This is a genomic window from Ureibacillus sp. FSL K6-3587 (assembly GCF_038593165.1).
GTDB classification, from domain to species: Bacteria; Bacillota; Bacilli; order Bacillales_A; family Planococcaceae; genus Ureibacillus; species Ureibacillus suwonensis.
In genome coordinates this window covers 468590-490850 of the sequence record NZ_CP151969.1, presented here as the reverse complement: position 1 = coordinate 490850, position 22261 = coordinate 468590, and the positions used below count along the sequence as shown (strand labels likewise).

Annotated in this window: 18 protein-coding genes and 1 pseudogene; 10 read left to right on the top strand and 9 right to left on the bottom strand. The window is 39.3% G+C overall.

Annotation, left to right across the window (positions count from 1 at the left end; translation table 11 throughout):
- Window positions 1–185 precede the first annotated feature (185 nt).
- Window positions 186–1238 carry a tartrate dehydrogenase gene (locus tag NSS77_RS02355; RefSeq protein ID WP_342470219.1) on the top strand — a complete coding sequence of 351 codons (1053 nt, stop codon included), beginning with the start codon at window positions 186–188 and terminating at the stop codon, window positions 1236–1238.
- 547 nt (window positions 1239–1785) lie between these two features.
- Window positions 1786–2274: pseudogene (locus NSS77_RS02350) on the top strand (macro domain-containing protein); the annotation flags it as partial.
- A 340-nt stretch (window positions 2275–2614) separates the two neighbouring features.
- Here the strand turns inward: NSS77_RS02350 and NSS77_RS02345 are convergent.
- Both NSS77_RS02345 and NSS77_RS02340 read right to left on the bottom strand, forming a co-directional pair.
- Window positions 2615–2911: an amphi-Trp domain-containing protein gene (locus NSS77_RS02345; RefSeq protein WP_342470218.1), complete on the bottom strand. Its 297-nt coding sequence runs from the start codon at window positions 2909–2911 to the stop codon at window positions 2615–2617.
- A 191-nt stretch (window positions 2912–3102) separates the two neighbouring features.
- Entirely contained in the window at window positions 3103–3576 is a 474-nt protein-coding gene (locus NSS77_RS02340) for a hypothetical protein (RefSeq protein WP_342470217.1), read from the bottom strand.
- 393 nt (window positions 3577–3969) lie between these two features.
- Here NSS77_RS02340 and NSS77_RS02335 point away from each other — a divergent pair, with 393 nt between their 5' ends.
- Both NSS77_RS02335 and NSS77_RS02330 read left to right on the top strand, forming a co-directional pair.
- On the top strand, window positions 3970–4416 hold the full coding sequence (locus NSS77_RS02335; RefSeq protein WP_342470216.1) for an Hsp20/alpha crystallin family protein: 447 nt from the start codon (window positions 3970–3972) through the stop codon (window positions 4414–4416).
- Window positions 4417–4810: 394 nt separating this feature from the next.
- The gene (locus NSS77_RS02330) at window positions 4811–5107 is read left to right on the top strand and encodes a hypothetical protein (protein ID WP_096550287.1); all 297 of its coding nucleotides are present in this window, start codon (window positions 4811–4813) and stop codon (window positions 5105–5107) included.
- Window positions 5108–5382: 275 nt separating this feature from the next.
- Here the strand turns inward: NSS77_RS02330 and NSS77_RS02325 are convergent.
- From NSS77_RS02325 to NSS77_RS02315, 3 genes are all read right to left on the bottom strand, one after another.
- A protein-coding gene (locus NSS77_RS02325) for an IS3 family transposase (protein ID WP_096551019.1) occupies window positions 5383–6518 on the bottom strand; the annotation gives its coding sequence in 2 pieces (ribosomal slippage) (window positions 5383–6296 and window positions 6296–6518; 1137 coding nt in all).
- An 80-nt stretch (window positions 6519–6598) separates the two neighbouring features.
- Window positions 6599–7135: a hypothetical protein gene (locus NSS77_RS02320; RefSeq protein WP_342470215.1), complete on the bottom strand. Its 537-nt coding sequence runs from the start codon at window positions 7133–7135 to the stop codon at window positions 6599–6601.
- A gap of 830 nt (window positions 7136–7965) precedes the next feature.
- Window positions 7966–9101 (bottom strand): IS3 family transposase gene (locus NSS77_RS02315; protein ID WP_342470214.1). Its coding sequence is split into 2 segments (ribosomal slippage): window positions 7966–8879 and window positions 8879–9101, totalling 1137 coding nucleotides; the frame shifts between segments, so codons are not numbered across the junction.
- Window positions 9102–9646: 545 nt separating this feature from the next.
- Here NSS77_RS02315 and NSS77_RS02310 point away from each other — a divergent pair.
- Window positions 9647–9832, top strand: a complete 186-nt coding sequence (locus NSS77_RS02310) for a hypothetical protein (RefSeq protein ID WP_339289257.1) — start codon at window positions 9647–9649, stop codon at window positions 9830–9832.
- Between the two features lie 363 nt (window positions 9833–10195).
- On the opposite strand, the gene NSS77_RS02305 is transcribed toward NSS77_RS02310, so the two are convergent.
- Window positions 10196–10891, bottom strand: coding sequence for a hypothetical protein (locus tag NSS77_RS02305; RefSeq protein ID WP_342470213.1), 696 nt, complete (start codon window positions 10889–10891; stop codon window positions 10196–10198).
- Between the two features lie 248 nt (window positions 10892–11139).
- Between NSS77_RS02305 and NSS77_RS02300 the strand changes: the two genes are divergently transcribed.
- The gene (locus NSS77_RS02300; RefSeq protein WP_342468460.1) at window positions 11140–12279 is read left to right on the top strand and encodes an IS110 family transposase; all 1140 of its coding nucleotides are present in this window, start codon (window positions 11140–11142) and stop codon (window positions 12277–12279) included.
- A gap of 639 nt (window positions 12280–12918) precedes the next feature.
- Here the strand turns inward: NSS77_RS02300 and NSS77_RS02295 are convergent.
- Both NSS77_RS02295 and NSS77_RS02290 read right to left on the bottom strand, forming a co-directional pair.
- Window positions 12919–14274 (bottom strand): IS1182 family transposase, encoded by a 1356-nt coding sequence (locus NSS77_RS02295; RefSeq protein ID WP_342470212.1) that lies wholly within the window; start codon window positions 14272–14274, stop codon window positions 12919–12921.
- A gap of 125 nt (window positions 14275–14399) precedes the next feature.
- Window positions 14400–15512 (bottom strand): S-layer homology domain-containing protein, encoded by a 1113-nt coding sequence (locus tag NSS77_RS02290; protein ID WP_342470211.1) that lies wholly within the window; start codon window positions 15510–15512, stop codon window positions 14400–14402.
- Between the two features lie 734 nt (window positions 15513–16246).
- Here NSS77_RS02290 and NSS77_RS02285 point away from each other — a divergent pair.
- The 4 genes from NSS77_RS02285 to NSS77_RS02270 all read left to right on the top strand — a co-directional run bounded on the left by NSS77_RS02285 (window position 16247) and on the right by NSS77_RS02270 (window position 21556).
- On the top strand, window positions 16247–16906 hold the full coding sequence (locus tag NSS77_RS02285) for an S-layer homology domain-containing protein (protein WP_342470210.1): 660 nt from the start codon (window positions 16247–16249) through the stop codon (window positions 16904–16906).
- Window positions 16907–17112: 206 nt separating this feature from the next.
- The gene (locus NSS77_RS02280; RefSeq protein WP_342470209.1) at window positions 17113–18183 is read left to right on the top strand and encodes an S-layer homology domain-containing protein; all 1071 of its coding nucleotides are present in this window, start codon (window positions 17113–17115) and stop codon (window positions 18181–18183) included.
- Between the two features lie 232 nt (window positions 18184–18415).
- Window positions 18416–19339 (top strand): NlpC/P60 family protein, encoded by a 924-nt coding sequence (locus tag NSS77_RS02275; protein ID WP_342470208.1) that lies wholly within the window; start codon window positions 18416–18418, stop codon window positions 19337–19339.
- Between the two features lie 309 nt (window positions 19340–19648).
- Window positions 19649–21556, top strand: a complete 1908-nt coding sequence (locus NSS77_RS02270) for an N-acetylmuramoyl-L-alanine amidase (protein WP_342470207.1) — start codon at window positions 19649–19651, stop codon at window positions 21554–21556.
- 411 nt (window positions 21557–21967) lie between these two features.
- Here the strand turns inward: NSS77_RS02270 and NSS77_RS02265 are convergent, their stop codons facing one another.
- Complete coding sequence (locus NSS77_RS02265) at window positions 21968–22147, bottom strand: hypothetical protein (RefSeq protein ID WP_342470206.1); 180 nt, start codon at window positions 22145–22147, stop codon at window positions 21968–21970.
- Window positions 22148–22261: the final 114 nt, after the last annotated feature.

The window sequence follows — 22261 nt, the reverse complement described above, 5'->3', positions numbered from 1 at the left end:
ATTGACCTAAATGGAAGGAAGCCGTTCCCAACCTGTTCAAAGCCGTTTCTTTTTGCTTGGCGGAATCCGGAACTGGTACGGAAAGCGCGTGGCACCCATTTCCGGTTTTTGCTATAATTAGTGCGAATTATCTGGAAAAAAATCCGAAGTGACGTGCATTGCACCAAGATAGGGGGATTATGTTCATGAACATTCACGAAATCGCGGTCATTCCAGGGGATGGAATCGGGAAAGAAGTGGTGCCGGCAACGCTGGAGGTGTTGGAACGGTTGGCGGAAATCCATGGGGGAATCAAATTTCAATTTGCGGAATTCCCATGGAGTTGCGAGTATTATTTGGAACATGGCGAAATGATGCCGAAAGATGGCATTGAGACGTTGAAAAATTTCGAGCAGATTTATTTGGGGGCCGTCGGAAATCCGCAATTGGTGCCGGATCATATTTCCTTATGGGGACTTTTGATCAAGATTCGCCGCGAATGCGAGCAGGTCATCAACTTGCGCCCGGTGAAAAGCCTCAAAGGGGTGCCTTCCAAATTGGCGAGTGATGAGCCTTTCGATTTTATTGTGGTGCGCGAAAACAGCGAAGGGGAATACAGTGAAGCGGGAGGAAGCGTCCATCACGGCGGGGATGAAATTGTCATCCAAAATGCGGTGTTCACGAGAAAAGCGACGGAACGGGCGATGCGTTTTGCCTTTGATTTGGCGATGAAGCGCAATAAAAAGGTCACAAGCGCCACCAAATCCAACGGCATCGTCTACAGCATGCCTTTCTGGGACAAGGTGTTTCATGAGGTGGGCAAGGACTACCCGGAAGTGGCGACGGAATCCAATCACATCGATGCATTGGCGGCTTTTTTTGTACTGAAGCCGGAGCAGTTTGATGTGATCGTGGCCAGCAACCTGTTCGGCGACATTTTGACGGACATCGGCGCGGCCATCATGGGAAGCATCGGCATTGCCCCAGCCGCCAACATCAATTTGAACGGCAACTATCCTTCCATGTTCGAGCCGGTGCACGGTTCCGCCCCGGATATCGTTGGAAAAGGTATTGCGAACCCGATCGGCCAACTCTGGACGGCGAAAATGATGCTGGATCATATGGGCTATGATGAATTGGGCGACCTGTTGATGAAAGCCATTGAAGAAACAACGGCATCCGGCGTGAAAACACCTGACATCGGAGGAAAATCGACAACCGCGGAAGTGATTGGGGAAGTGTTGAAGCGGCTTCCGTGAGAGGCCTGGTCTTTTCGGGTGTCGGGCTTTCATTCGCATGTAAATCGATGGAATACGCGCATAACCCGGTTAATTCCTTAGGCGGAAATCATTTACAACGGAACCTAGAACACCATCAATCGTATTTCATTTCGCAAATTCGGAGGGAAAACATTTTTGAAATCGAGCGCAAAATCGATGAATGGATCGAACAAGCGGAAAAGTTGAGGGAAGCAAATAGTTGATTCAAAAAGCATCCAACATACATTAGGATGGAAGCCATGTTCTTTTGAATGGGACATGGCTTTTTGATATTGCCACAAAACTTGATGATATTCCTGGAACATGTGGATATTGTCGCAAAACCGGTTGATATTGACACAAAATCAGTGGATATGTTCACAAAACTTGATGATATTTCCCCAACTTGACGAGAATGTCACAAATTCCGCAAATATTCCAATCCCCACCTGGCCACTCACAAGCCCTGTCAATTCTGCTACAATAACTGTAAATCAGGTGCCTAACCAATTGCCAGGCATCAAACCAACTATCAAGGGGGGATTCGATGCCACTCAAAATAGTGCAAAAGGATATTACCACCATGAAAGTGGATGCCATCGTCAATGCGGCAAATACCCGATTGCAAATGGGCGGAGGAGTGTGCGGAGCGATTTTCCGCGCGGCTGGCGTGGATGAGTTGCGGAAGGCCTGTGACCAAATCGGGCATTGTCCCGTGGGGAAAGCGGTCATCACAGATGGCTTCCGGCTGCCGGCAAAACAGATCATTCATACAGTTGGGCCTGTTTGGCAGGGAGGTCACCAGCATGAAGCCGAATTGCTTTCATCCTGTTACAGGGAGTCGTTGAAACTGGCAATGGAGCATGGCTGCCGTTCCATCGCCTTTCCGGTCATTTCTTCGGGGATTTTTGGCTATCCAAAAAGAGAAGCGCTCCAAGTAGCCATCACGACAATCCAAACATTCCTCGAAACACATGAAATGGATGTCTATATCACCATTTTTGACGAGGAAATGGCGCGCATCAGCAAAGAACTGCTGAACGGGTAGCGGAACTTCCATCATTGAAAACAAAAAAAGCGGGAACTCCTCAAAGGAATTCCCTTCATGAAAAGTGTGGTTAGGGGACAAGAATGCTTGGATCAACACTCAATTGATCCTCTTTTTTTGCAATTGATTTAAGGGGACAATTGCATGAGTACTTCTGAATCTATTGTATTAAGCTAAAGGGGGCAATTGTATGAAAAAATCACCAATTGCAATTGGAACATCTTTGAACGGAGAAAAAATGTCTCCGAAAAGAAGTCCCGAATACAAATCGAAAAAGTATTGCTTAACCATATTGTAACCGCTTTCAAAAATTTAATCAAGTATAATATTATTCAATTGACATCTTGCCTGCAGACGCGCGATTCGGGGACCATTCGATTTCGATTTCAAACTCGTGTTTGTCGCCTTTGACCGTGTATTTATAATCGACTTTCACTGGATCGCCCGGGGCCACTTCCACTTGTTCCGTCCCTTGTACGAAGGTGAATTTTCCTTCCTGTTTCAGCTTCTGGGCCATTTTTTCAAGCATCGCCGCAAAGGCTTGGACACTCTGCACTTCCTTGTGTTTAATGAGCACTTGGGGTTGAGGTTTTTGTTCGTTCATGGTTTTCTTTGTTTCGTCCATTTGGCTTTCCTCCTTTGAGCTTGTTTTCTTTATTATACCATTTTTGAGAATGGTGGAGGCGTGATCAAGAAGGAAAGCGCTGGGCTATCCACGTTCAAACCTCATGAAAGCCAGAAACACCCTTAGTGGATGTCTCTGGCTCCGTTTATGTGCCAACAAGCATCAACCGAAGCGCCTTTCCGCCCTCAGCATTACTCAGCAACAAATTTTTCGCTCTTTTTGATCAAGCCATAGATATAGAAGAAAATTCCGAGTGTGATGAGGGACAGGATCACAAACAGCACGGCTTTTCCTGATTCGCCCGTCCAGCGGTAGAATAAACGGTACAAATAGTAAACGAATATGGCAAGAAGCGCCAAATTGGCCAACCAGCCGATCAATGGAATGAACGAAATGACGAGCAATACGGCATAAATGACTGCCCAAATCAAAGCATCCTTTTTAATTTCATCCGGTTCTGTTTTCTTTGATCCGAACGCAAAGAACAAATAATAATTGATAATCGGAATCCATGCCAAGAATGCGAGGTCATTCGGGCCGTTTGTTTTTGCAGTATAATAATAAATGATGGCAGTAATGATATAGCAAATAAGTGCGAGTACAAGTAATACAAAGAATCCTCCTATCAGTCCGACAATGACATTATCCTCCCAATAGGAACCCATGTTTTCCCTCCTTTCCATCGGCTTAAAAATCATTGTCATTATATGAACGTTTTTTTAAGAAATGACATCAGCGGGCAAGAAATGGGAATAACGGAGCATTTTATTTTCCGTGAATATTATTCTTTATAAAATCCCATCCGCCGAGAAGATCCGGGCGTTTATTGCAAACCATTCGGGGTAAAAATGATTAATGGAAGGGGGCGTGGCTTTCGGGGAATTGTTACGGAATTACGAAGATTTTTTGATAAAAAGGGAATAAAAGATTGACAAAAGTATGATAAAAAAATGATAATTTTGTATCTTTTTACATGCAATTCAAATGCAAATACAACCAAGGTGTATAATATAAATGTAAAAAGTACCTGTACAAATATTTAAAAGGAGGAGATTGAAATGTTTGATTTAAGACCATTCAGAAGAAAAAATGAAGATTTATTTGAACGTTTTAAAAAAGCTTTTGAAGATGTATTCGACGACGACTTCCTACCAGATTTAGGACCAGATTTCAAATCTCTCCGCACAGATATCACAGAAACAAAAGATGCCTACATTGTACAAGCTGACTTGCCTGGTTTCAACAAAGAAGATATTCAGATTGATATAGACAACAACTATTTGACCATCCGCGCAAAACGGGATGACCACACAGAAGAGCGGGATGAAAATGACCGGGTGATCCGCAAAGAACGCCATTTCGGCGAATTCTACCGTTCTTTCTATATCAACGATGTGGATCAAGAACGCATCGAAGCGGAATTGGATAACGGTGTATTGAAAATTACCCTTCCAAAACTCCATCCTGGTGATGATGGCAATTCTAAACGCATCCAAATCAAATAATGCGGGAATCGGGCTATGAGCGTTTGCCATAGCCCGTTTTCTGTAAGGGTTTTCATGGAATTTATTTCAAAATATTTTTTTGGATTGAATATATTTGGGGCCGGAAACATATGGATTGTTCTTTTTTTTTATAAATGGTAGACTATTAATGTATATAGGATTATTTCCTCTATAACAATAGATTACTATTCCCGTAAGGAAATACCAGGTTGGTAGCCCAGAGAAAGAGCACAAGCGTCATCGTTTGTGCTCATTCTTTTTGTGCGCCCGGCATGTACATGAACTATAGGGTGTAAGTCCCGAACCCCGAAGACAGAAGTAGAGGTTAGCTCAACGAAAGGGTGTCCGTGGTGACGCGGAATCTGAAGGAAGCTGGAGGCAAAACACCGGTCAAATGTTAGCGGTATTAACTAAACGTGACGATATAGTAACGGCACATATGATTTATTTGTCAAAATTAGATGATATGGGCGTTAGTGAGAAAGAAAATGAGGAAACAATTCGCTTTGAAAGTCCTTTCAAATTTAATGGGGAAAAAGTTGTCGGATTAGTATTACCTAGGGTACAAAATTTAAAAAAAGGAAAAAAGGATCTACTGGAACTTTTAGTTTACTTTGCTGACATAGAGAAATGGAAATTAGAAGCTATGGAAGAAGTGAAGTACGATAAGATCAATATCTTGTTTTCTTAACTTGATTTTTGCAGAAACACGTAACGGATTTCAATAAAAAGTCTCGGAATTACTTTTCCCAGTATAACCATTTAAAGGTGGATCTACGTCAAGTTTTTGGACACAAAAAGATTAAGTTTTTTTGCACAACAACCATTCATGGATTGTTCCACATCCCATGTAGATTGTCAAAGTGAAAAGAGCCTTTGACAATCTACTTGGGACGTGGAGAAATAAACCCATGGCTGTTGTGCCAAAAAAAATGTGAAGGTGGGAAGTGTTCTGTACCCCATGTTTTACGCTGCTATTCGGCACATTTTTTCGTATTCATCCGGTGTCAAATAACCAATGCTTCCATGAATTCGTTTTCGATTATACCAACCTTCGATGAATTGAAATAACGCAATTCTCGCTGTCTCAAAGCTTTCGTATTTGGTTAGATACACTTCTTCTTTTTTCAATATGGCATGAAAAGATTCAATACAAGCGTTGTCATATGGACATCCTTTTCGACTAAATGAAGGAACCATTTCATGTTTTTTTAGTAGTTTTTGAAAGGCTTCACTTGTATATTGTGTGCCTAAATCTGTATGCACGATAAGACCAGGATCGGGCTTTTGATCTTGAATCGCATTCTGAAGTGCTTCCAGCACAATTTCTGATGTCATGGTACGAGAGAATTTATATCCGACCACTTTTTTTGTATGTAAATCAAGAACGGACGCTAGATAACACCAACCATCACGAAGCGTATGGACATATGTAATATCAGCTACCCATTTTTCGTTGATTGTTGTTGTAGTGAAATCTTGATTTAATACATTTTCTCGTTCTTCTACGGGCTTTTGTGTTGGTGTTGGGCGGAATTTTTTTACAATACATGATTGGATGCCTGCTTGTTTCATCAAACGTTGAACTCGATTGATACTGCCTGTATAGCCTTCTTTTTTAAGTATTTCAAAGATTTTAGGGGCCCCATAACGACCCTTACTTTCTTTATGGATTGCTCGAATTCGTTCAAGCAGTTGTTCGTTGGCGACATGATAGCTATTCGGCTTCTTGTGAAACGATTGATAATACGTACTTTTAGGCATCTTTAAAACACGACACATCATTTGGATTGGATGATGTTCGCTTTCTTTTGTAATCAAGTCAATCAGTTCTTGCTCATCTATTTTCTCGCGAATATGGTCATAGCCTTTTTTAAGATTTCGATCTCCTGTTTTAATCGAAGGTTTTCCTTTTGAATGGCTTCTATATCAGCCAAAGTTAATTCCTGTTCACATTCAATTGGAGAGAGTTGCTTAATCCATTTATAAATCGTTACTTCTGAAACACCATATTCGCTAGAGAGTTGACTGACTGGAGTGCCTGAGCGATAAAGCTCAACTACTGTTTGTTTAAATTCTTGATTATACCGTTTTTGACTCATGATTCGGACACAACCTTTCGTTAGTTTAATATTAATGACTTAACCAAGTTGTGTCCATAAATCTATACTACATCTAAAAGTTATTCTAAGTTGAATTCGAGGTGTTTGTCGTTATTAAAAGTTATCTTCGCTCTTTTGAAAATCAGCAAACTATAAAAGTAAAATCTTACTAGCTTGCCTTTGCTCATACTCTGGAAATGGTATTTTTTTACCGAACTTTGATGGTAGTAATTGTTCATTTCATATAATTTTTTAATTTCGAACACACTATTTAAACAAATTATGGTAATGTTGGGTATATAATACAAATGGAGGGATGTAGTATGAGGAAACTTATGAGTATCTAGGTTTCTTGAAACTCTTTTATATGGACTCCATTCATAAGTAGTTGTAACGTTTTTCTTTCTGTATCTGAAATCATTAATAAAATTAGGGGTAACCTCCTGCTCTCCAGGATTAACAGTAATAGGGGTTGTTTGGTTAACTGGTAAATGAATTTCTTTTTGATCAAACAGTGCTGGGGGTGCTATTACATCTGATAGAGTTGTTGAATTTAATGTTGAAGTTTCTGGTGATGTTTCAGGATTAGGTTTTTCACTTAATTTATCTGTTAGCAATGCTAAAGGTTACACATTAAATGTTGCTCCTGATAAAGTAGTTTATATGGGATACAGAGTAAGATATAAAGTGGAGAAAGGTACTAGAGAATTATACGATATTGTTACAGGAAAGGTAATTTCCTCTAACAAGTACACTATTAAGACTCCAATGTACGGAGAATATAAACTTATAAATTATTAAAATAATTTATGAATGAATTCATAATCTTAAAGACTAGAGATAATCTAGTCTTTTTTCATTAACATATAGTACCCAAACTTTACAATCAAATAAAAAGTGAATATCGTTACCAAAGTTCTAGATATAACATAACCATCAATAGCCAATTCGTAACCAGCAGGCAATAATAGTGACTCACTATTAAAATTAAAGTAAATAAGAATAATAATAGGTATTATAATACAAAAAACACCTATTATCTGTTTAAGTTCTTTTCCCATCCATTAATCACCGCTTTTTGAATTTTGTTCAATGTATTAATATTATCGTATATTTACGAAGATAACTAAAGTTCAAATTAACATACTTTCTAAGTATTTTAATTCTCTCATGGGGTTATTGTCAACTTACTTCCATTTTTATGGTATTTTTTCTTTAACCTAGTCTGAAATCATTAAGTGTTTCTTCTATTTTGGATCTACGTCAAGTTTTTGGACACAAAAAGATTAAGTTTTTTTGCACAACAACCATTCATGGATTGTTCCACGTCCCAAGTAGATTGTCAAAGTGAAGAGATCCTTTGACAATCTACTTGGGACGTGGAGAAATAAACCCATGGCTGTTGTGCCAAAAAATGTGAAGGGGGAAGTGTTCTGTACCCCATGTTTTACACTGCTATTCGGCATATTTTTTCGTATTCATCCGGTGTCAAATAACCAATGCTTCCATGAATTCGTTTGCGATTATACCAACCTTCGATGAATTGAAATAACGCAATTCTCGCTGTCTCAAAGCTTTCGTATTTGGTTAGATACACTTCTTCTTTTTTCAATATGGCATGAAAAGATTCAATACAAGCGTTATCATATGGACATCCTTTTCGACTAAATGACGGAACTATTTCATGTTTTTTTAGTAGTTTTTGAAAGGCTTCACTTGTATATTGTGTGCCTAAATCTGTATGCACGATAAGACCAGGATCGGGCTTTTGATCTTGAATCGCATTCTGAAGTGCTTCCAGCACAATTTCTGATGTCATGGTACGAGAGAATTTATATCCGACCACTTTTTTTGTATGTAAATCAAGAACGGACGCTAGATAACACCAACCATCACGAAGCGTATGGACATATGTAATATCAGCTACCCATTTTTCGTTGATTGTTGTTGTGGTGAAATCTTGTTCAAGTACATTTTCGCGTTCTTTCACTGGCTCTCGTGTAGATGCTGGGCGAAATTTTTTGACAATACATGATTGGATGCCTGCTTGCCTCATAAGACGTTGAACTCGTTTAATGCTACATGAATAGCCTTCTTTTTGAAGTATTTCATGGATTTTAGGTGCGCCATAGCGACCTTTACTTTCATTGTGAATCACTTTAATCCGGTCAAGTAGCACTTCATTGGCGATATGATAGCTATTGGGTTTCTTATGAAATGAATCATAATACGTACTTCTTGGCAACTTTAAAACACGACACATCATTTGAATTGGGTGATGTTCGCTTTCTTCTGTAATAAAGTCGATCAGTTCTTGCTCATCTATTTTCTCGCGAATATGGTCATAGCCTTTTTTAAGATTTCGATCTCCTGTTTCAACCGAAGGTTTTCCTTTTGGATTGCATCTACATCTGACACAGTTAATTCCTGTGTTCCTTTAATTGGAGAGAGTTGCTTAATCCATTTATAAATAGTTACTTCTGACACACCATATTCGCTAGAGAGTTGACTGACCGGAGTACCTGAGCGATAAAGCCGGGCTACTGTTTGTTTAAATTCTTGATTATAACGTTTTCGACTCATATTACGGACACGACCTTTCGTTTCAATAATAATGACTTAACCAAGTCGTGTCCATGTATCTATACTACATTCATCGAACAAGTAAACAAAATATTAGAAGAAGTTAATGCACATTTACAAACAATGAAGTTAGAATCGAAAATATATAACAAGTATTCATTAGAAACTAACGGGGATACAATTATTGTTTCATTAAACAAAGAATCATTAAACAAACCACTGAGTTCAGTCAAGACGGCTTCTTAAAGTGAAGAAGGAAAAAGAGGTATAAAAGTATATTGGAATCATGTGGAAATTTACCTTACAAAAACCGATGTTAATGCTATACTAAAAGGCGAGTATCAGGTGGAACTGCTGCTTTAGGTGCTTTAATTGGTAGTTATGGTGGCATCCCGGGAGCTATTGGAGGTGCTGCTATAGGTGCTGCTGCTGCAACAATTATTAATGAATATATAGATGCGGTTCCACTAGTGATTTATATCCCATATTTGAACCCGACTACCGGTGTAAGAGTTTATAAACAGTAAATTAATTTTAAGTGGAAGGTGATTAACATAAAAAAAAGACTTTATCCTGCAATTTGTGCTGCTCTAGCTGTATTTTTAGTTAATTCCATCTTTGAATATTTCTTTAATGATTTATCACTTTCAATTAAAATTATATTAAATATGATATCTGCAGCAATAGGAGCAGTTTTCGGTGTTGCTATATTAAAAGAAAAACAAGACTAATACAATCAAGTAAGAGAGAATTAATCACTCTAATACAAAATTATAGGAATTAGAGAAAGAGGTCGGGACAACCCCCTCATCTAAACACATTATTTACACAGAACCCTTGGTAACACCTATTGGAGAAACCAAGGGTTGGAAAGTCTTGAAGCTCGTTATGAAAACTTGCGTCAATGATCTTAATTGAACCGCCGTATACGGAACCGTACGTACGGTGGTGTGAGAGGACGGGAGTTAATCGCTCCCTCCTACTCGATTTGAAAGAAAAGGATTTATGTAAAAAGGAAAAAATTTTTATAATTCTTCCAATATTTTCTTCTATATAATATTTGCCTAAGATGAATCCATTCTTAAACATAATATTTATTTTTGTATTGCAAAAATAATATTACTTTTTCCTTCAATAGTTTCTACAGTTTTACCATTTGCAGTAAATGTTTCTGGTGGTACTACTCCATTATGGAAATAATCATTCAAATAATTGAATGGTATCATGTAATCATCTTCAAAGAATAATTTCAAGAACTCTTTGGCTACGATTGGAATTCGATAGGCTTGAGGAATTAACCCTCCAGCATCTCCGTCCCACATGTAAAAGTTAATATATACTTCGTATTGACTGCTTGGAGATGTTTCAATAACTTGAATAGCTCCTGGTCTACCTTGAATGTTGTAACTTGTTCCACCATCGCTAAATCCAAGTTCATTCTGTAAAATCTTAAAGTTTTCAAGAGTATTAGGGCTCCATTTTGACTTTAACACGGGAGGAGTCCAATTATCTGAATTTACTTTCTTATTATTTGATATTGAATTGTTATCATCTATTTGATTGTTGATTGGTTTATTTATTTTTTTATTGTTTGTTTGTAACTGATTTGTTTCATTACTTTTTTTAATTATTGAATCTTTTATCGATTCATTATTTTTTTCTTTTTGATTGTTTGGATAGTTTTTCCCTACATAAATAATCTTTTCTTCTTTTTGAATAGGGTAGTTGAGTCCATTTTTTGATGAAATAAATGATAACGGAACATAAATTTCATTTTCTTTAAAAAACAATCATGAATTTTCATTCACAACCCTGGCATGAAAATGGATATTTCTTTCCCATAATGTAGATAACACAAACAGTTAACAATACGTAGGCTTTTATGGTGGATGATACCCTGAATAAAAAACTGTTTGAGTGGATTTGGTGAACAACCCATTGTTAGCTCATTCATTTGGAATGATGACTACGTACAGAAAAATGCTTATATTTCAAATTCACTCGCTGTTTGTGAATCTACTTTATGGGAGGGATTATATTGGATGTACTGATGACACGTTGTGCAGGATTAGATGTACATGCTGAAACAATTGTTGCTTGTGTCATGATTGGCGAACAGGACGATGAATTATTCATTGAAACAGAAACTTTCCCCACTTTAACAAAGGATCTCTTTCGTTTACTAAAGTGGTTGGAAAACCATGGCATTACGCACATTGCGATGGAGAGTACTGGAGTTTATTGGAAACCTGTTTATAACATTTTGGAGGATTACTTTGATATTACATTAGCGAATGCTCAAAGAATCAAGAATGTCCCTGGAAGAAAAACAGATGTTTCGGATGCAGAGTGGATTGCGAAGTTATTGCGTTATGGACTGATTGAAAAAAGTTTTGTTCCACCAGAAGATATACGAAACCTTCGTGATTTAACTCGGCTTCGTAAAAAATGGATCGGCCATTTGACTTCAGAAAAAAATAGGATTCTGAAAGTATTAGAATGCTCAAATGTTAAACTAAATTCAGTTATTTCAGATGTGTTTGGTGTTTCTGGAAGAAAACTTCTATCCAAATTAATTCAAAATGGATATGTTGATTCCATTGATGTAGAAATTAGTATTCACGGAAGAATGAAGCACAAAAAACAAATGATTACAGACTCTTTATTCGGTACTTTAAACGATCATCAAATCTTTCTAATCAAACAATCTTGGCAACACATCGTTTATTTAGAATCATTAATCAGCCAAATCGAGGAAAGAATAGATGAAATTCTGAAGAATTATAAAGAAGAAGTGGAGTTATTACTAACGATTCCGGGTATTAAAAAGGATTCCGCAGCAATTATTATTGCAGAGATTGGGGTGAACATGGAACAATTTCCTACCTCTCAACACTTAGCGTCTTGGGCCGGAGTTGCTCCAGGAAATCATGAAAGTGCAGGAAAACGAAAGTCAACTAAAACGACTAAAGGGAATCCTCATATCAAAACTGTACTGTGCGAAGTAGCATGGGCAATCTCTAGAAGTAGGAATCGTTGGTTAGCTGCTAAATATTGGTCGATTGCTGCAAGAAGAGGAAAGAAAAAAGCACTCGTTGCCATATCGCATCGAATGCTTCGAATCATTTACTCCATGCTAATTAATAAGGAGCCTTATAAAGAACCTTTAATTAATTAGTATAACCAAAGAAGAATAAGTTTAAACAAAGTTACCTTCCATTAGGTAGCTCTGCTTTCTTATTGTCTTTTTTAGGTTATTTATATATTACCCTCAATAGATTGAAGCTATTCATGGGCTAAGTGGAATTAAATTATTTTCACAGAAAAAGCCTTTGTATTGATTGGAACATTAATGTTGTTTATTTTTTTGGTTTCTAATGGAACAATTTTGCCCATTACAATTGCACGTGATTGATTGGAAGTAACACTAATTGTTGTTCCATCTTTTTTCTGTATTACCACTTCATATCCGTTATGAATTGAAGTTACTTTATCTCCTATATTTTCTGCGATTTCATTTATTGGAACATATGTAACTCCATTTTGAATTATTCGATACTCAATAATAATATTTGACTTTTTATTTTTCTTATTATCATAACATTCCTCCTTTTATTTTATATAACATTAAATATTATACCTACATTAATTTAATATAATCAATAATTGTAAAATTATTTTTTATAGTCAACAAAAAATAAAAAGCTGAGAGAAAAATCTCTCAGCTTCAGACTGTCGACAAACCCCAACTCAAATGTTTCATTTGAGTTGGGGTTTGTCTTTTTTTGCTCATCATTTTCTAAGATTCTTCTCTTATTTAGGCTGGACATGGGCTTTTCCATGTCCAGTTTGCCATTTTCTTTAAGTTCATGGCAGCGAAAGTAAGCATCGCCTGCATGGACAATTTTTCCAATCCTCGTAGAGTTGTCCATCGCATGCCATGCTTCTCTTTTCCATCGGCAAAGACCCGTTCAATCGTTTCTTTGCGCTTATCATATATATTTCTATTGATCTCTGTATGTCTTAAGTGGTCGACTTCTTCCACATAGTGCTCCCAAATGTGGCGATGAATAAATTTAGTGTGATCTTTACTTTGGGTACACTTTTCTAAAAATGGGCACGTTTTACATATTTCCGGTTTCGAAGCGTACTGTCGATATCCTTCTCTTGTTGTTGTTCGGTATTCAAGAGTTTGGTTGTTTGGGCAGATGTAACAATCATAATGCTCATCGTATACATATTCATACTTTTTAAAGAAACCGTCCTTTGTTCTAGGCCTTGTATATGGCATGACTGGGCGAATCTCTTTATCCAATAGACTTTTCGCATTCGCTGGGGTTTTGTATCCGGCATCTACGGCTACTGCAGTTGGTTTGCCTACTTTTTCGATGACTTGTTCGAGTAATTGACCAAACACCTGACTATCATGAATATTCGCTCCCGTTACCTTGGTAGCTAAGACAAAGCCTTTTGCATCACAGGCGGTATGAAAAGAATAGGCAAACATCTTTTCCCGTTCATCTTTTACGTAATAGCCACTATCAGGATCGGTTGTACTGACCTTTATTTCCTTGGTTTCTTCATTCTCTTTCGGGGGAAAGGGCTTTTTTCCATGGTTTTCACGGTCTTGGTTAATCTCTAACTCTAATTGCGCTTGATAGCTTTTTGTTTCTGCCCGGACAATTTTCTTATCGAACTTCTTTTTATTGGCGCTCGCTTTGACATGTGTTGAATCAATAAAGGCAACAGATGCATCCACTAATCCTTTATTCATCGCTTCTTTTAAAATACGATAAAAAATCTGTTCAAATAAATCAGTACCTTGAAAACGACGAACATAATTCTTGCCGAACGTTGAAAAATGAGGAATTTTCTCTGTGAAACCATATCCTAAGAACCATCGATACGCCACGTTGGTTTCAATTTCTTTGATCGTTTGACGCATGGATCGAATACCAAATAAATACTGCACAAAGACCATTTTAATGAGCACAACAGGATCAATACTAGGCCTTCCGTTATCTAGGCAATAGGTATCTTTGACAAGATCGTAAATAAAATCAAAGTCTATGGCTTGTTCAATCTTCCTTACCAAATGATCTTCTGGAACCAATTGATCAAGAGCCACCATTTCCAATTGATTTCGATTATTGTCAGTACGCTTCGATAACATCCTAAATTTCCCCCGTTAACCAAGAATTCTATCCCTATTATACAAAAAAAGCCTGTAGATTTGGCCCCTAGTTAGGGACTTTGTCTACAAGCTGAAGCTGAGAGAAAAATCTCTCAGCTTAAAAATTACTTACGACCAACTTGTAATACCAAGCAACCACTATTCTCAACATAAAGAGCATGAACTTTGCGACCACCAGCACTAAAATTGTCTGGAATGTCATTTTTATCAAAGTAGTTCCAAACCGTCATATAATCCTCTTCAAAGTATAATTTAAATAACTCTTTGGCTACGATTGGAATTCGATATGCTTGAGGAATTAACCCTCCAGCATCTCCGTCCCACATGTAAAAGTTAATATATACTTCGTATTGACTGCTTGGAGATGTTTCAATAACTTGAATAGCTCCTGGTCTACCTTGAATGTTGTAACTTGTTCCACCATCGCTAAATCCAAGTTCATTCTGTAAAATCTTAAAGTTTTCAAGAGTATTAGGACTCCATTTTGATTTTAGTGTTGGGGCAGTCCAGCCATCTGGATAGGTTTTGCCAGGTGTATTTTGGTTTGAATTGCTTGGTGGCGTTGTTGGAGCGAATGACTCATCTAACAAACGAGCCATCATTAACGCAAACTGTGTGCGTGTAATAGGGTTGTTAGGGCCGAATGTTCCGTCTCCATACCCGATAGTGATTTTATTTTGTGTTAAGGTTTGAATCGCATTGTAAGCCCAATGAGATTTTGGAACATCTGAATACGTAATGTTCGAAGTGCCTTGTAAATTGTAGGCATTTACCAAAATCGAAGACATTTGGGCACGGGTCAGTTTGCCGTATGGATCAAAGAATTTTTGACCTTGTGCATTGGTTTTTCCTTGGATGATCCCCAATTCAACCGCTTTGGCCACCATCTCGTAACCATAAGTGCCAGGTTTCATATCCATGAAACCGGGATCTTTCACATCAGAAAAATCCGTAATGCCTTTTTCCCGCAAAATCATGGTCAAGGCTTGGAGGCGCGTAATGTTATCATTCACGCCAAAATGGCCATCGGAATAACCTTTGATGATTCCTTTTTCGGACAAGTATTGGATTTCCTGATATGCTCTGAAATTTGTTGGCACATCTTTGAAGGGTTGGGTTTCCGCAAAAGCTGAAGTCGCAATGGATGCGGATAAAGCAAACGATCCCGCCAATACCATCGCTTTTTTGCTGAATCCTTTCCAAAGTTTTTGACTCACTTTTTCCTACCTCCAGTTTTTAATAAACAATATATTTTTTTGATATAGAATTTTGAATGTTCAATGACATTCCGTAGTCAATATCGACAATATTTTGGAAATATTTATAAGATATTGTAAAATAATATAATTTTTTTTGTAATTAAATTTTGTGGCGCTACCGGAAAGTTCGTTTGAAGGGTTGGAAGAAGCTGACTTAAAGATGAAAACTCAAGATTCCTATAAACATTCCGGTGAAATTTGCCGATGAGAAATAAGGGCGAGCAATTTTAATAATACAAGTCTTTTTTGCTCTTGTACGTTAGGCTGCCAACCAAAATGGAATTTGATTGGCAAACTTGCAGGGGAATTTGGATCAAAAGGGCTGAATGGAAAGTATTTGGATTTTCATTCGGCCTTTTTGTGTTCTGATTCCTATAATCGCAAGGCGCTTTCCTGGGAGGGATCATCGCCAAAACCGGAAAGAAAATCGCCAAACCGGAAGACATCATCGCCACAATCATGAAAATAATCGCCAAGCAAAAAAATAACCTCTTCCAAAGAGGAAATCATCACCTCACTCGCCGACATCATCGGCAATCGTCCAATGAAAATTCTCCTACGCCTGGGAAATCGCATCCTCGAATTCCAGAAAAAATCGTGCCAATTTCCCTCATCCAAATCTTCATTTTGAATTATGATAGAATCATAGAAATAACTTCGCTCAAAGAAAGTGCGAAATAGGAGGAAAATCAATGACCATACTGAAAAAATGTTGGATATTCGTCATCGGGATCATCACCGCTTCCATCCTTGTTGCGGCCCCTGCCAATGCGGCGACGAACCCATTCATCGATGTCACGACAAAAGATACCCACTATCCAGCCATCGTGGAGCTGTACAATAAAGGAATCGTTGAAGGGACAAGCAGCAACACCTACGAACCGTACAAGCAAGTCACACGCCAGGAAGCGGCTTTATTTATTGCCAATGCGTTGAAGCTGGATACAGTGAATGTTCCGAATTCCAAATTCACAGATGTGCCGAAATCAAGCAAATACTATGGGGCCATTGCTGCGCTCAGCTATAAAGGCGTAATCAGCGGCTTTCCGGACGGCACTTTCCGCCCGACAAACACATTGACCCGTTCCCAAATTGCCAAAATGATCACATTGGCTTTTGAATTGTCCATCTCCAAAAATACCGTGACACCATTCAAAGATGTCAATTCCATTTCCGACATCCCAACAAGACAATACATTCAAACCCTCGTTGACTATAAAATTACAACGGGCACAACGCCTACCACATTCAGCCCTTATACTGCGTTGAACCGCGGACAATTGGCCACATTCCTGAAAAGAGCCATTGATGCGACGGGCGGAGGGGATTTCGAAATCATCGGCATCGAATAAGCGTGAAAAAAGCATTATCCCCGGCATCTTTATCTTCCGGGGATAATGCTTTTTATTCACCCTCAAAAAATATTGCAAATTTTGGACATTTTGGCAGTTGAAAATTAATTTCTATGAATCCACGAAAGGTTATTGCAATTGAAATAGAGAATCAATAATATATTAACATTGGGTATAATCCAAATTGCTTAGAGTGGAGAGATATAATGAAACGAAAAATTGTGTTGGCCGCCTTATTTCTATTTTTGCTTGGGATTTTTTCACACACTGAAACGACAGCACTGGGAGCTTCCAACCAAACATATAAAGATATCAATAGCAACTTTTGGGCATCGACATCCATTTTGGAACTGACCAAAAAAGGGTACATAAGCGGATACGCTGATGGGACTTTCAAACCAAATCAGTATGCGACCCGTGCAGAGGCGGCAAGCGTCCTGGCCCGGTCACTGGAGATCCCGCTCGACTCCAATTTCGTACTGAAAGCGAAGGATGTTCCGGCAAGCCATAAGTATTATAAAGAAATCCGAAAGCTGGCGGAGTTGGGAATCGTGCAAAACAACGAATCTTTCCGCCCCGAAGAGCCGCTGACAAGAGCCCAAATCGCCAAAATGATCGCCCTCACTTACAATGTAAAAGTGGATTCAATCAATAAAACCACTTTCAAAGACTATCCGAAAAACTTTTGGGCAAAGGATTACATTGAATCCCTAGCGGATGTGGGCATCATCAAAGGGACTACCTCCACCACATTTTCGCCCAATAAAAACGTCACAAGGGCGCAAATGTCGGAACTTGTTTACAGAGGCATCGATTTCAAGAAAAAAATCAATTCTTATCAATTGGCCTACGACTATTTATCTAAACATTACGTTTCGACAGTCAATACGGCGGCCGGCTGGACAAATGAAGTCGTCAATTTGGTGAATGAAGAACGGAAAAAAGCGGGGCTTCCCGCATTGAAACAAGACTTGGCCCTGAATCAACTGGCGATCATCAAAGCCCAGGACATGATTCAAAGAAAATATTTCGACCACTATTCCCCATATTACGGTTATCCGTGGGACATGGCCACTCTCTTTGATTACGAATTTACGAGATTTGGAGAGAACATCGGCCGCAATTTCAAAAAGCCGAAAGATGTCGTCAATGCGTGGATGGCATCCAAAGAGCACCGGGACAACATTTTGAAAGATTCCTATACCTATATCGGAGTGGGAATCAAAGCCGATGCCAATGGAAACTATTATTGGGTTCAGCTGTTTTCTAGTAAATAACTTGTAATAAAGTATACCTATTATTACAGGAATATTACAAACATCGACATAGTAATATTATATTTTTCTGTTATAAGTGCCGAATTTCCTCAAATAACAAGGATTTCGGCACTTTCTGTTATAACCGGAAAAAGTTACACAAATGAAAAATTACGAGAGTTCATTCTATGGTAGTCTATTAACTGTGAGTGTATAGAGAACGGAATAGTTAGTTGAAAGGGGCCAAGTGTTCGTGAAGAAGAAATGGATATTGCCAATGTTTGCATCATTTATGCTTGTATCAGGAATTGGAGTAAGCGCGGCAGAAGCTGCAACAGTGAACGAATTAACTAGTACAGCGAAGCAATATATCGGAGCGCCATATAAATATGGTGGAACAAACATTCAAACGGGAATCGATTGTTCCGGATATACGCGCTATATATTCTCAAAATTCGGAATTTCTTTGAAACGCTCTTCAAGAGAACAATTCACTCAAGGAACACCTGTATCCAAAAGTGATTTGAAACCTGGAGATTTGGTGTTCTTCAATACATCCGGCTCAGGCGTATCCCACGTCGGCATCTATTTGGGAAGCAATCAATTCATTTCCGCTACGACTTCCGGTGGCGTAGAAATCGACAACATCAATGACCGTTACTATTGGGGCTCCCGTTATGTCGGTGCAAGACGTGTGGCGGAATTTACAAATGAACAAGCGGAACAAGTAAAAGAAGCCGCAATCGATTTCAGCGTTTATGCATCCCGTGGTGAAGCTGCAATCCGCCTTGCCGCTGCGTTAGGTTTGGATACAAACGACACAGCTACGCCATTCGTTGATGTGAAACCTGATTCAAAATATGCTGGCGCGACAAAAGCATTAAATGAATTACAAATCTTCACAGGCGATGCGAGCGGAAAATTCAACCCTGGTTCTCCGATCACACGCGCCCAATTGGCCAAAATTTTGGTGAAAGCTTATGGTTTACAAATGAAAGGTGAACCAAAAACATTCACAGACGTGCCAGCAAACCACTGGGCATATGAATATGTTCAAATTTTGGCATCCAACGGCATCACAACAGGCAAATCGGACGGTTCATTCGGCGTGGATGATTACGCAACATTGGAACACTTGGACATTTTCATTGAACGTATAAAAAATAATTTACAATAATCATCAATCGCTACCAACTTCAACTTGTAGGAATTGAAATACATCCATAAAAATAGGAGAGAGGTCATTACGAACCTCTCTTTTTTATTTTTCAAGATTTATTTGGAGCCGAATCTTGATATTTCATTAATACCCAATGAAGCGGAAAATTACACCTCCCTTTTCATTTTTTGTTGAAAATTATTTTTTTGGGTCGAAATTATTGGGTCATCCGAGGATGAAATTGGGTAATAAGGTAGAAAAGACGGATGTATGCAAATAATTCTTTTGGTAGAATAAAATTACTATCTTAGAAGGGCGGGAAGATAATTGTTTAAGAAAAGAGCAGGTTTTTTGTTCACAGCTTTTGTCCTGTGTTTGTCGTTCCTATTGAATATACATACGGCTAGTGCAAAAGTACAATTTGTCGATGTGCCGACAAACTACGATGCTTATGAGGAAATTCAGTATTTGATCGGTTTGGGGGCCATCAAAGGGTACGAAACGAAAAATGGTACATATTATAAGCCGCATGAGCCGGTATTGAGATGGCAGGCGGCAAAAATGGTGGTAATCTCCAAAGGGCTGGGAACGCTGACAGTCAGCAAATCTTCATTCAAGGATATCCAAGCGGGCACCGAAGTTTCGCAATACGTGGAAAGGGCCGTGAAAGCGGGATATTTCACAGCTTATAACAATAATGGCGAATTTAAGCCTTATGTCAATTTATCCCGTAAGGAAATGGCGAAGGTTTTGGCGGTCGCCTTCCAGTTGGATGCGGATAAATATGCCAATTTATCGGTTCCGTTTAAAGATATTTCGAAAAACCATCCATATTATAAATACATTGCGGCCATTTACTACAACGGTATCACGCAAGGAAGCCCTTCCGGCAATGATCGCGTCTTTATGCCGGATTCTTCCGTTACCCGGGGGCAATTCGCATCCTTCATCGCCCGGGCAAAAGAATCGCGTTTCCGTTTGCCATTGCCGGTCCAAGGGGTGCAAGTGCCAAATGAAAAAGATGCCATTGGTACGGTGATGTCTACGACGGACAGCTTGAATGTGCGCAGTTCCAAAGATACCTCCTCCAATGCCAATCGGATCGGGCAAATCAATAAAGGGGACAAGCTCCCTTTATTTGAAATTCAATCCGGCTGGTTCAAAGTGATGTATAAAGGGCAATATGCCTATATTTCCAGCAGCTACGCCCAAGTGGTGGATGATTCGGGGCAACCCCTCGGCAAAGTGCAGAAAAATGTCATCGCCACACAAAAGGTGAATGTTTATAAAATGGCAAATACCAGTTCCAAAGTGATCGGTTCTTATAATGCCAACGAACAGATTCCGGTGTATAAAACCGTTGGAAATTGGTATTTGACGCAAAAAGGAGGCGTTCCGGGCTATGTTCCAATTTCATCGACGAAGGAACAGGCTGCAGAAAAGCCTAATCCGGGAGAGACGCCTGTCTACACAACCAATACAATTGGACGGGTGACAACGAACGGATTGTACATCCGCCAGAATGCCGACGCTTCCTCCAAATCCCTCGGCACCCTCAATAAAGGGGATGTGGTGGCCGTCCATTCCATCAGCGGAAACTGGGCGAATGTGACGACAGCCAAAGGGACAAAAGGCTATGTGCATAAAACCCATTTGAAATTGATCAACCAAAGTGGCAGTCCGGTGAAAGGGCGCATCATTGTCATCGATGCGGGCCATGGCGGCAAAGACCCTGGCGCATCCGATGAAGGCGCGGTGGAAAAAGAGATCACCTTGAAGGTGGCGACCGTTGTCAAAAATAAATTGGAAGCGGCCGGGGCCAAAGTCATCATGACGAGAACGGGCGATACGTACCCAACCCTTGAAGACCGGGTGAATATCGCATTGAACCACTATGCGGAAGTGTTTGTGAGCATTCACGTCAACTCCGCTGCAAGCAAGAGCGCCAAAGGAACAGAAACGTACTATAGTGTACAGGGAAATGTGAATGTGGAAGAAGATGCAACGTTGGCGAAAGCGATCAACAATCAAATTGTGAAAAATGCGGATATGTACAACCGCGGCGTTAAACAAGAGGATTATTATGTGATTCGCAATATGCTGCTTCCATCCGTATTGGTGGAATTAGGATTCATTACCAATCCGGAAGATCGCGCGAAATTGACAAACAGCGAATACATCGAAATCTTTGGCGATTCGATTTATAAAGGAATTGTGGAATATTATCAAAATTGATGTGAAGGCTCAGTAGGCTGCTCGGTGCGGCCGTTGGGTAATGAATTATTTGACTGTCTGGAAGGGGAAGTTTCCAGGCAGTTTTTCTTTTGGTTGGGCGTTTCAGGCTGGGGGCACTACCTTGGGCGGATAATCGCTGAGGACTAAAATAGGGGGTTCTTCCCCGAACAATAATAGCCAAAGTCGCGGGAATAATCGCCACATTGGGAAGGATAATCGCCAAAAGGAAGAAGATAATTGCCGCGGGGCAAAAAAGAGGCACCTCTGCAATAGGATCATCGCCAAAGTTACGAGAATAATCGCCCCATCGGGAAAGATAATCGCCAAAGGGATAAAAATAATCGCCAAGGGACAAAAAAGGAGCCCCCGCCCCAAGGGATCATCGTCAAAATGGCCGAAATAATCGTCACATCAGGAAGGATAACCGCCAAAGGGATAAAAATAATCGCCAAGGGACAAAAAAGGAGCCCCGCCCCAAGGGATCATCGTCAAAATGGCCGAAATAATCGTCACATCAGGAAGGATAATCGCCAAAGGGATAAAAATAATCGCCAAGTGACAAAAAGCCACCAGCCAAATCAATCGGATCATATCCTTCCTTCAAATGCGAAAATCCTTCCCTAAATCAAGCCACCAAAAAGCGTTTCAACCATCTTCCATCCAAATCAAAAAATTACTTTATTTATGTTAAAAATCCAATATTAT

What these genes read in the sequence shown, in the direction of transcription:
- NSS77_RS02355 (WP_342470219.1), top strand. Translation starts at nt 186, where the DNA reads ATGAACATTCACGAAATCGCGGTCATTCCAGGGGATGGAATCGGGAAA.
- NSS77_RS02345 (WP_342470218.1), bottom strand. Translation starts at nt 2,911, where the DNA reads ATGGACGAAACAAAGAAAACCATGAACGAACAAAAACCTCAACCCCAA.
- NSS77_RS02340 (WP_342470217.1), bottom strand. Translation starts at nt 3,576, where the DNA reads ATGGGTTCCTATTGGGAGGATAATGTCATTGTCGGACTGATAGGAGGA.
- NSS77_RS02335 (WP_342470216.1), top strand. Translation starts at nt 3,970, where the DNA reads ATGTTTGATTTAAGACCATTCAGAAGAAAAAATGAAGATTTATTTGAA.
- NSS77_RS02330 (WP_096550287.1), top strand. Translation starts at nt 4,811, where the DNA reads ATGTTAGCGGTATTAACTAAACGTGACGATATAGTAACGGCACATATG.
- NSS77_RS02295 (WP_342470212.1), bottom strand. Translation starts at nt 14,274, where the DNA reads ATGTTATCGAAGCGTACTGACAATAATCGAAATCAATTGGAAATGGTG.
- NSS77_RS02285 (WP_342470210.1), top strand. Translation starts at nt 16,247, where the DNA reads ATGACCATACTGAAAAAATGTTGGATATTCGTCATCGGGATCATCACC.
- NSS77_RS02280 (WP_342470209.1), top strand. Translation starts at nt 17,113, where the DNA reads ATGAAACGAAAAATTGTGTTGGCCGCCTTATTTCTATTTTTGCTTGGG.
- NSS77_RS02265 (WP_342470206.1), bottom strand. Translation starts at nt 22,147, where the DNA reads ATGATCCGATTGATTTGGCTGGTGGCTTTTTGTCACTTGGCGATTATT.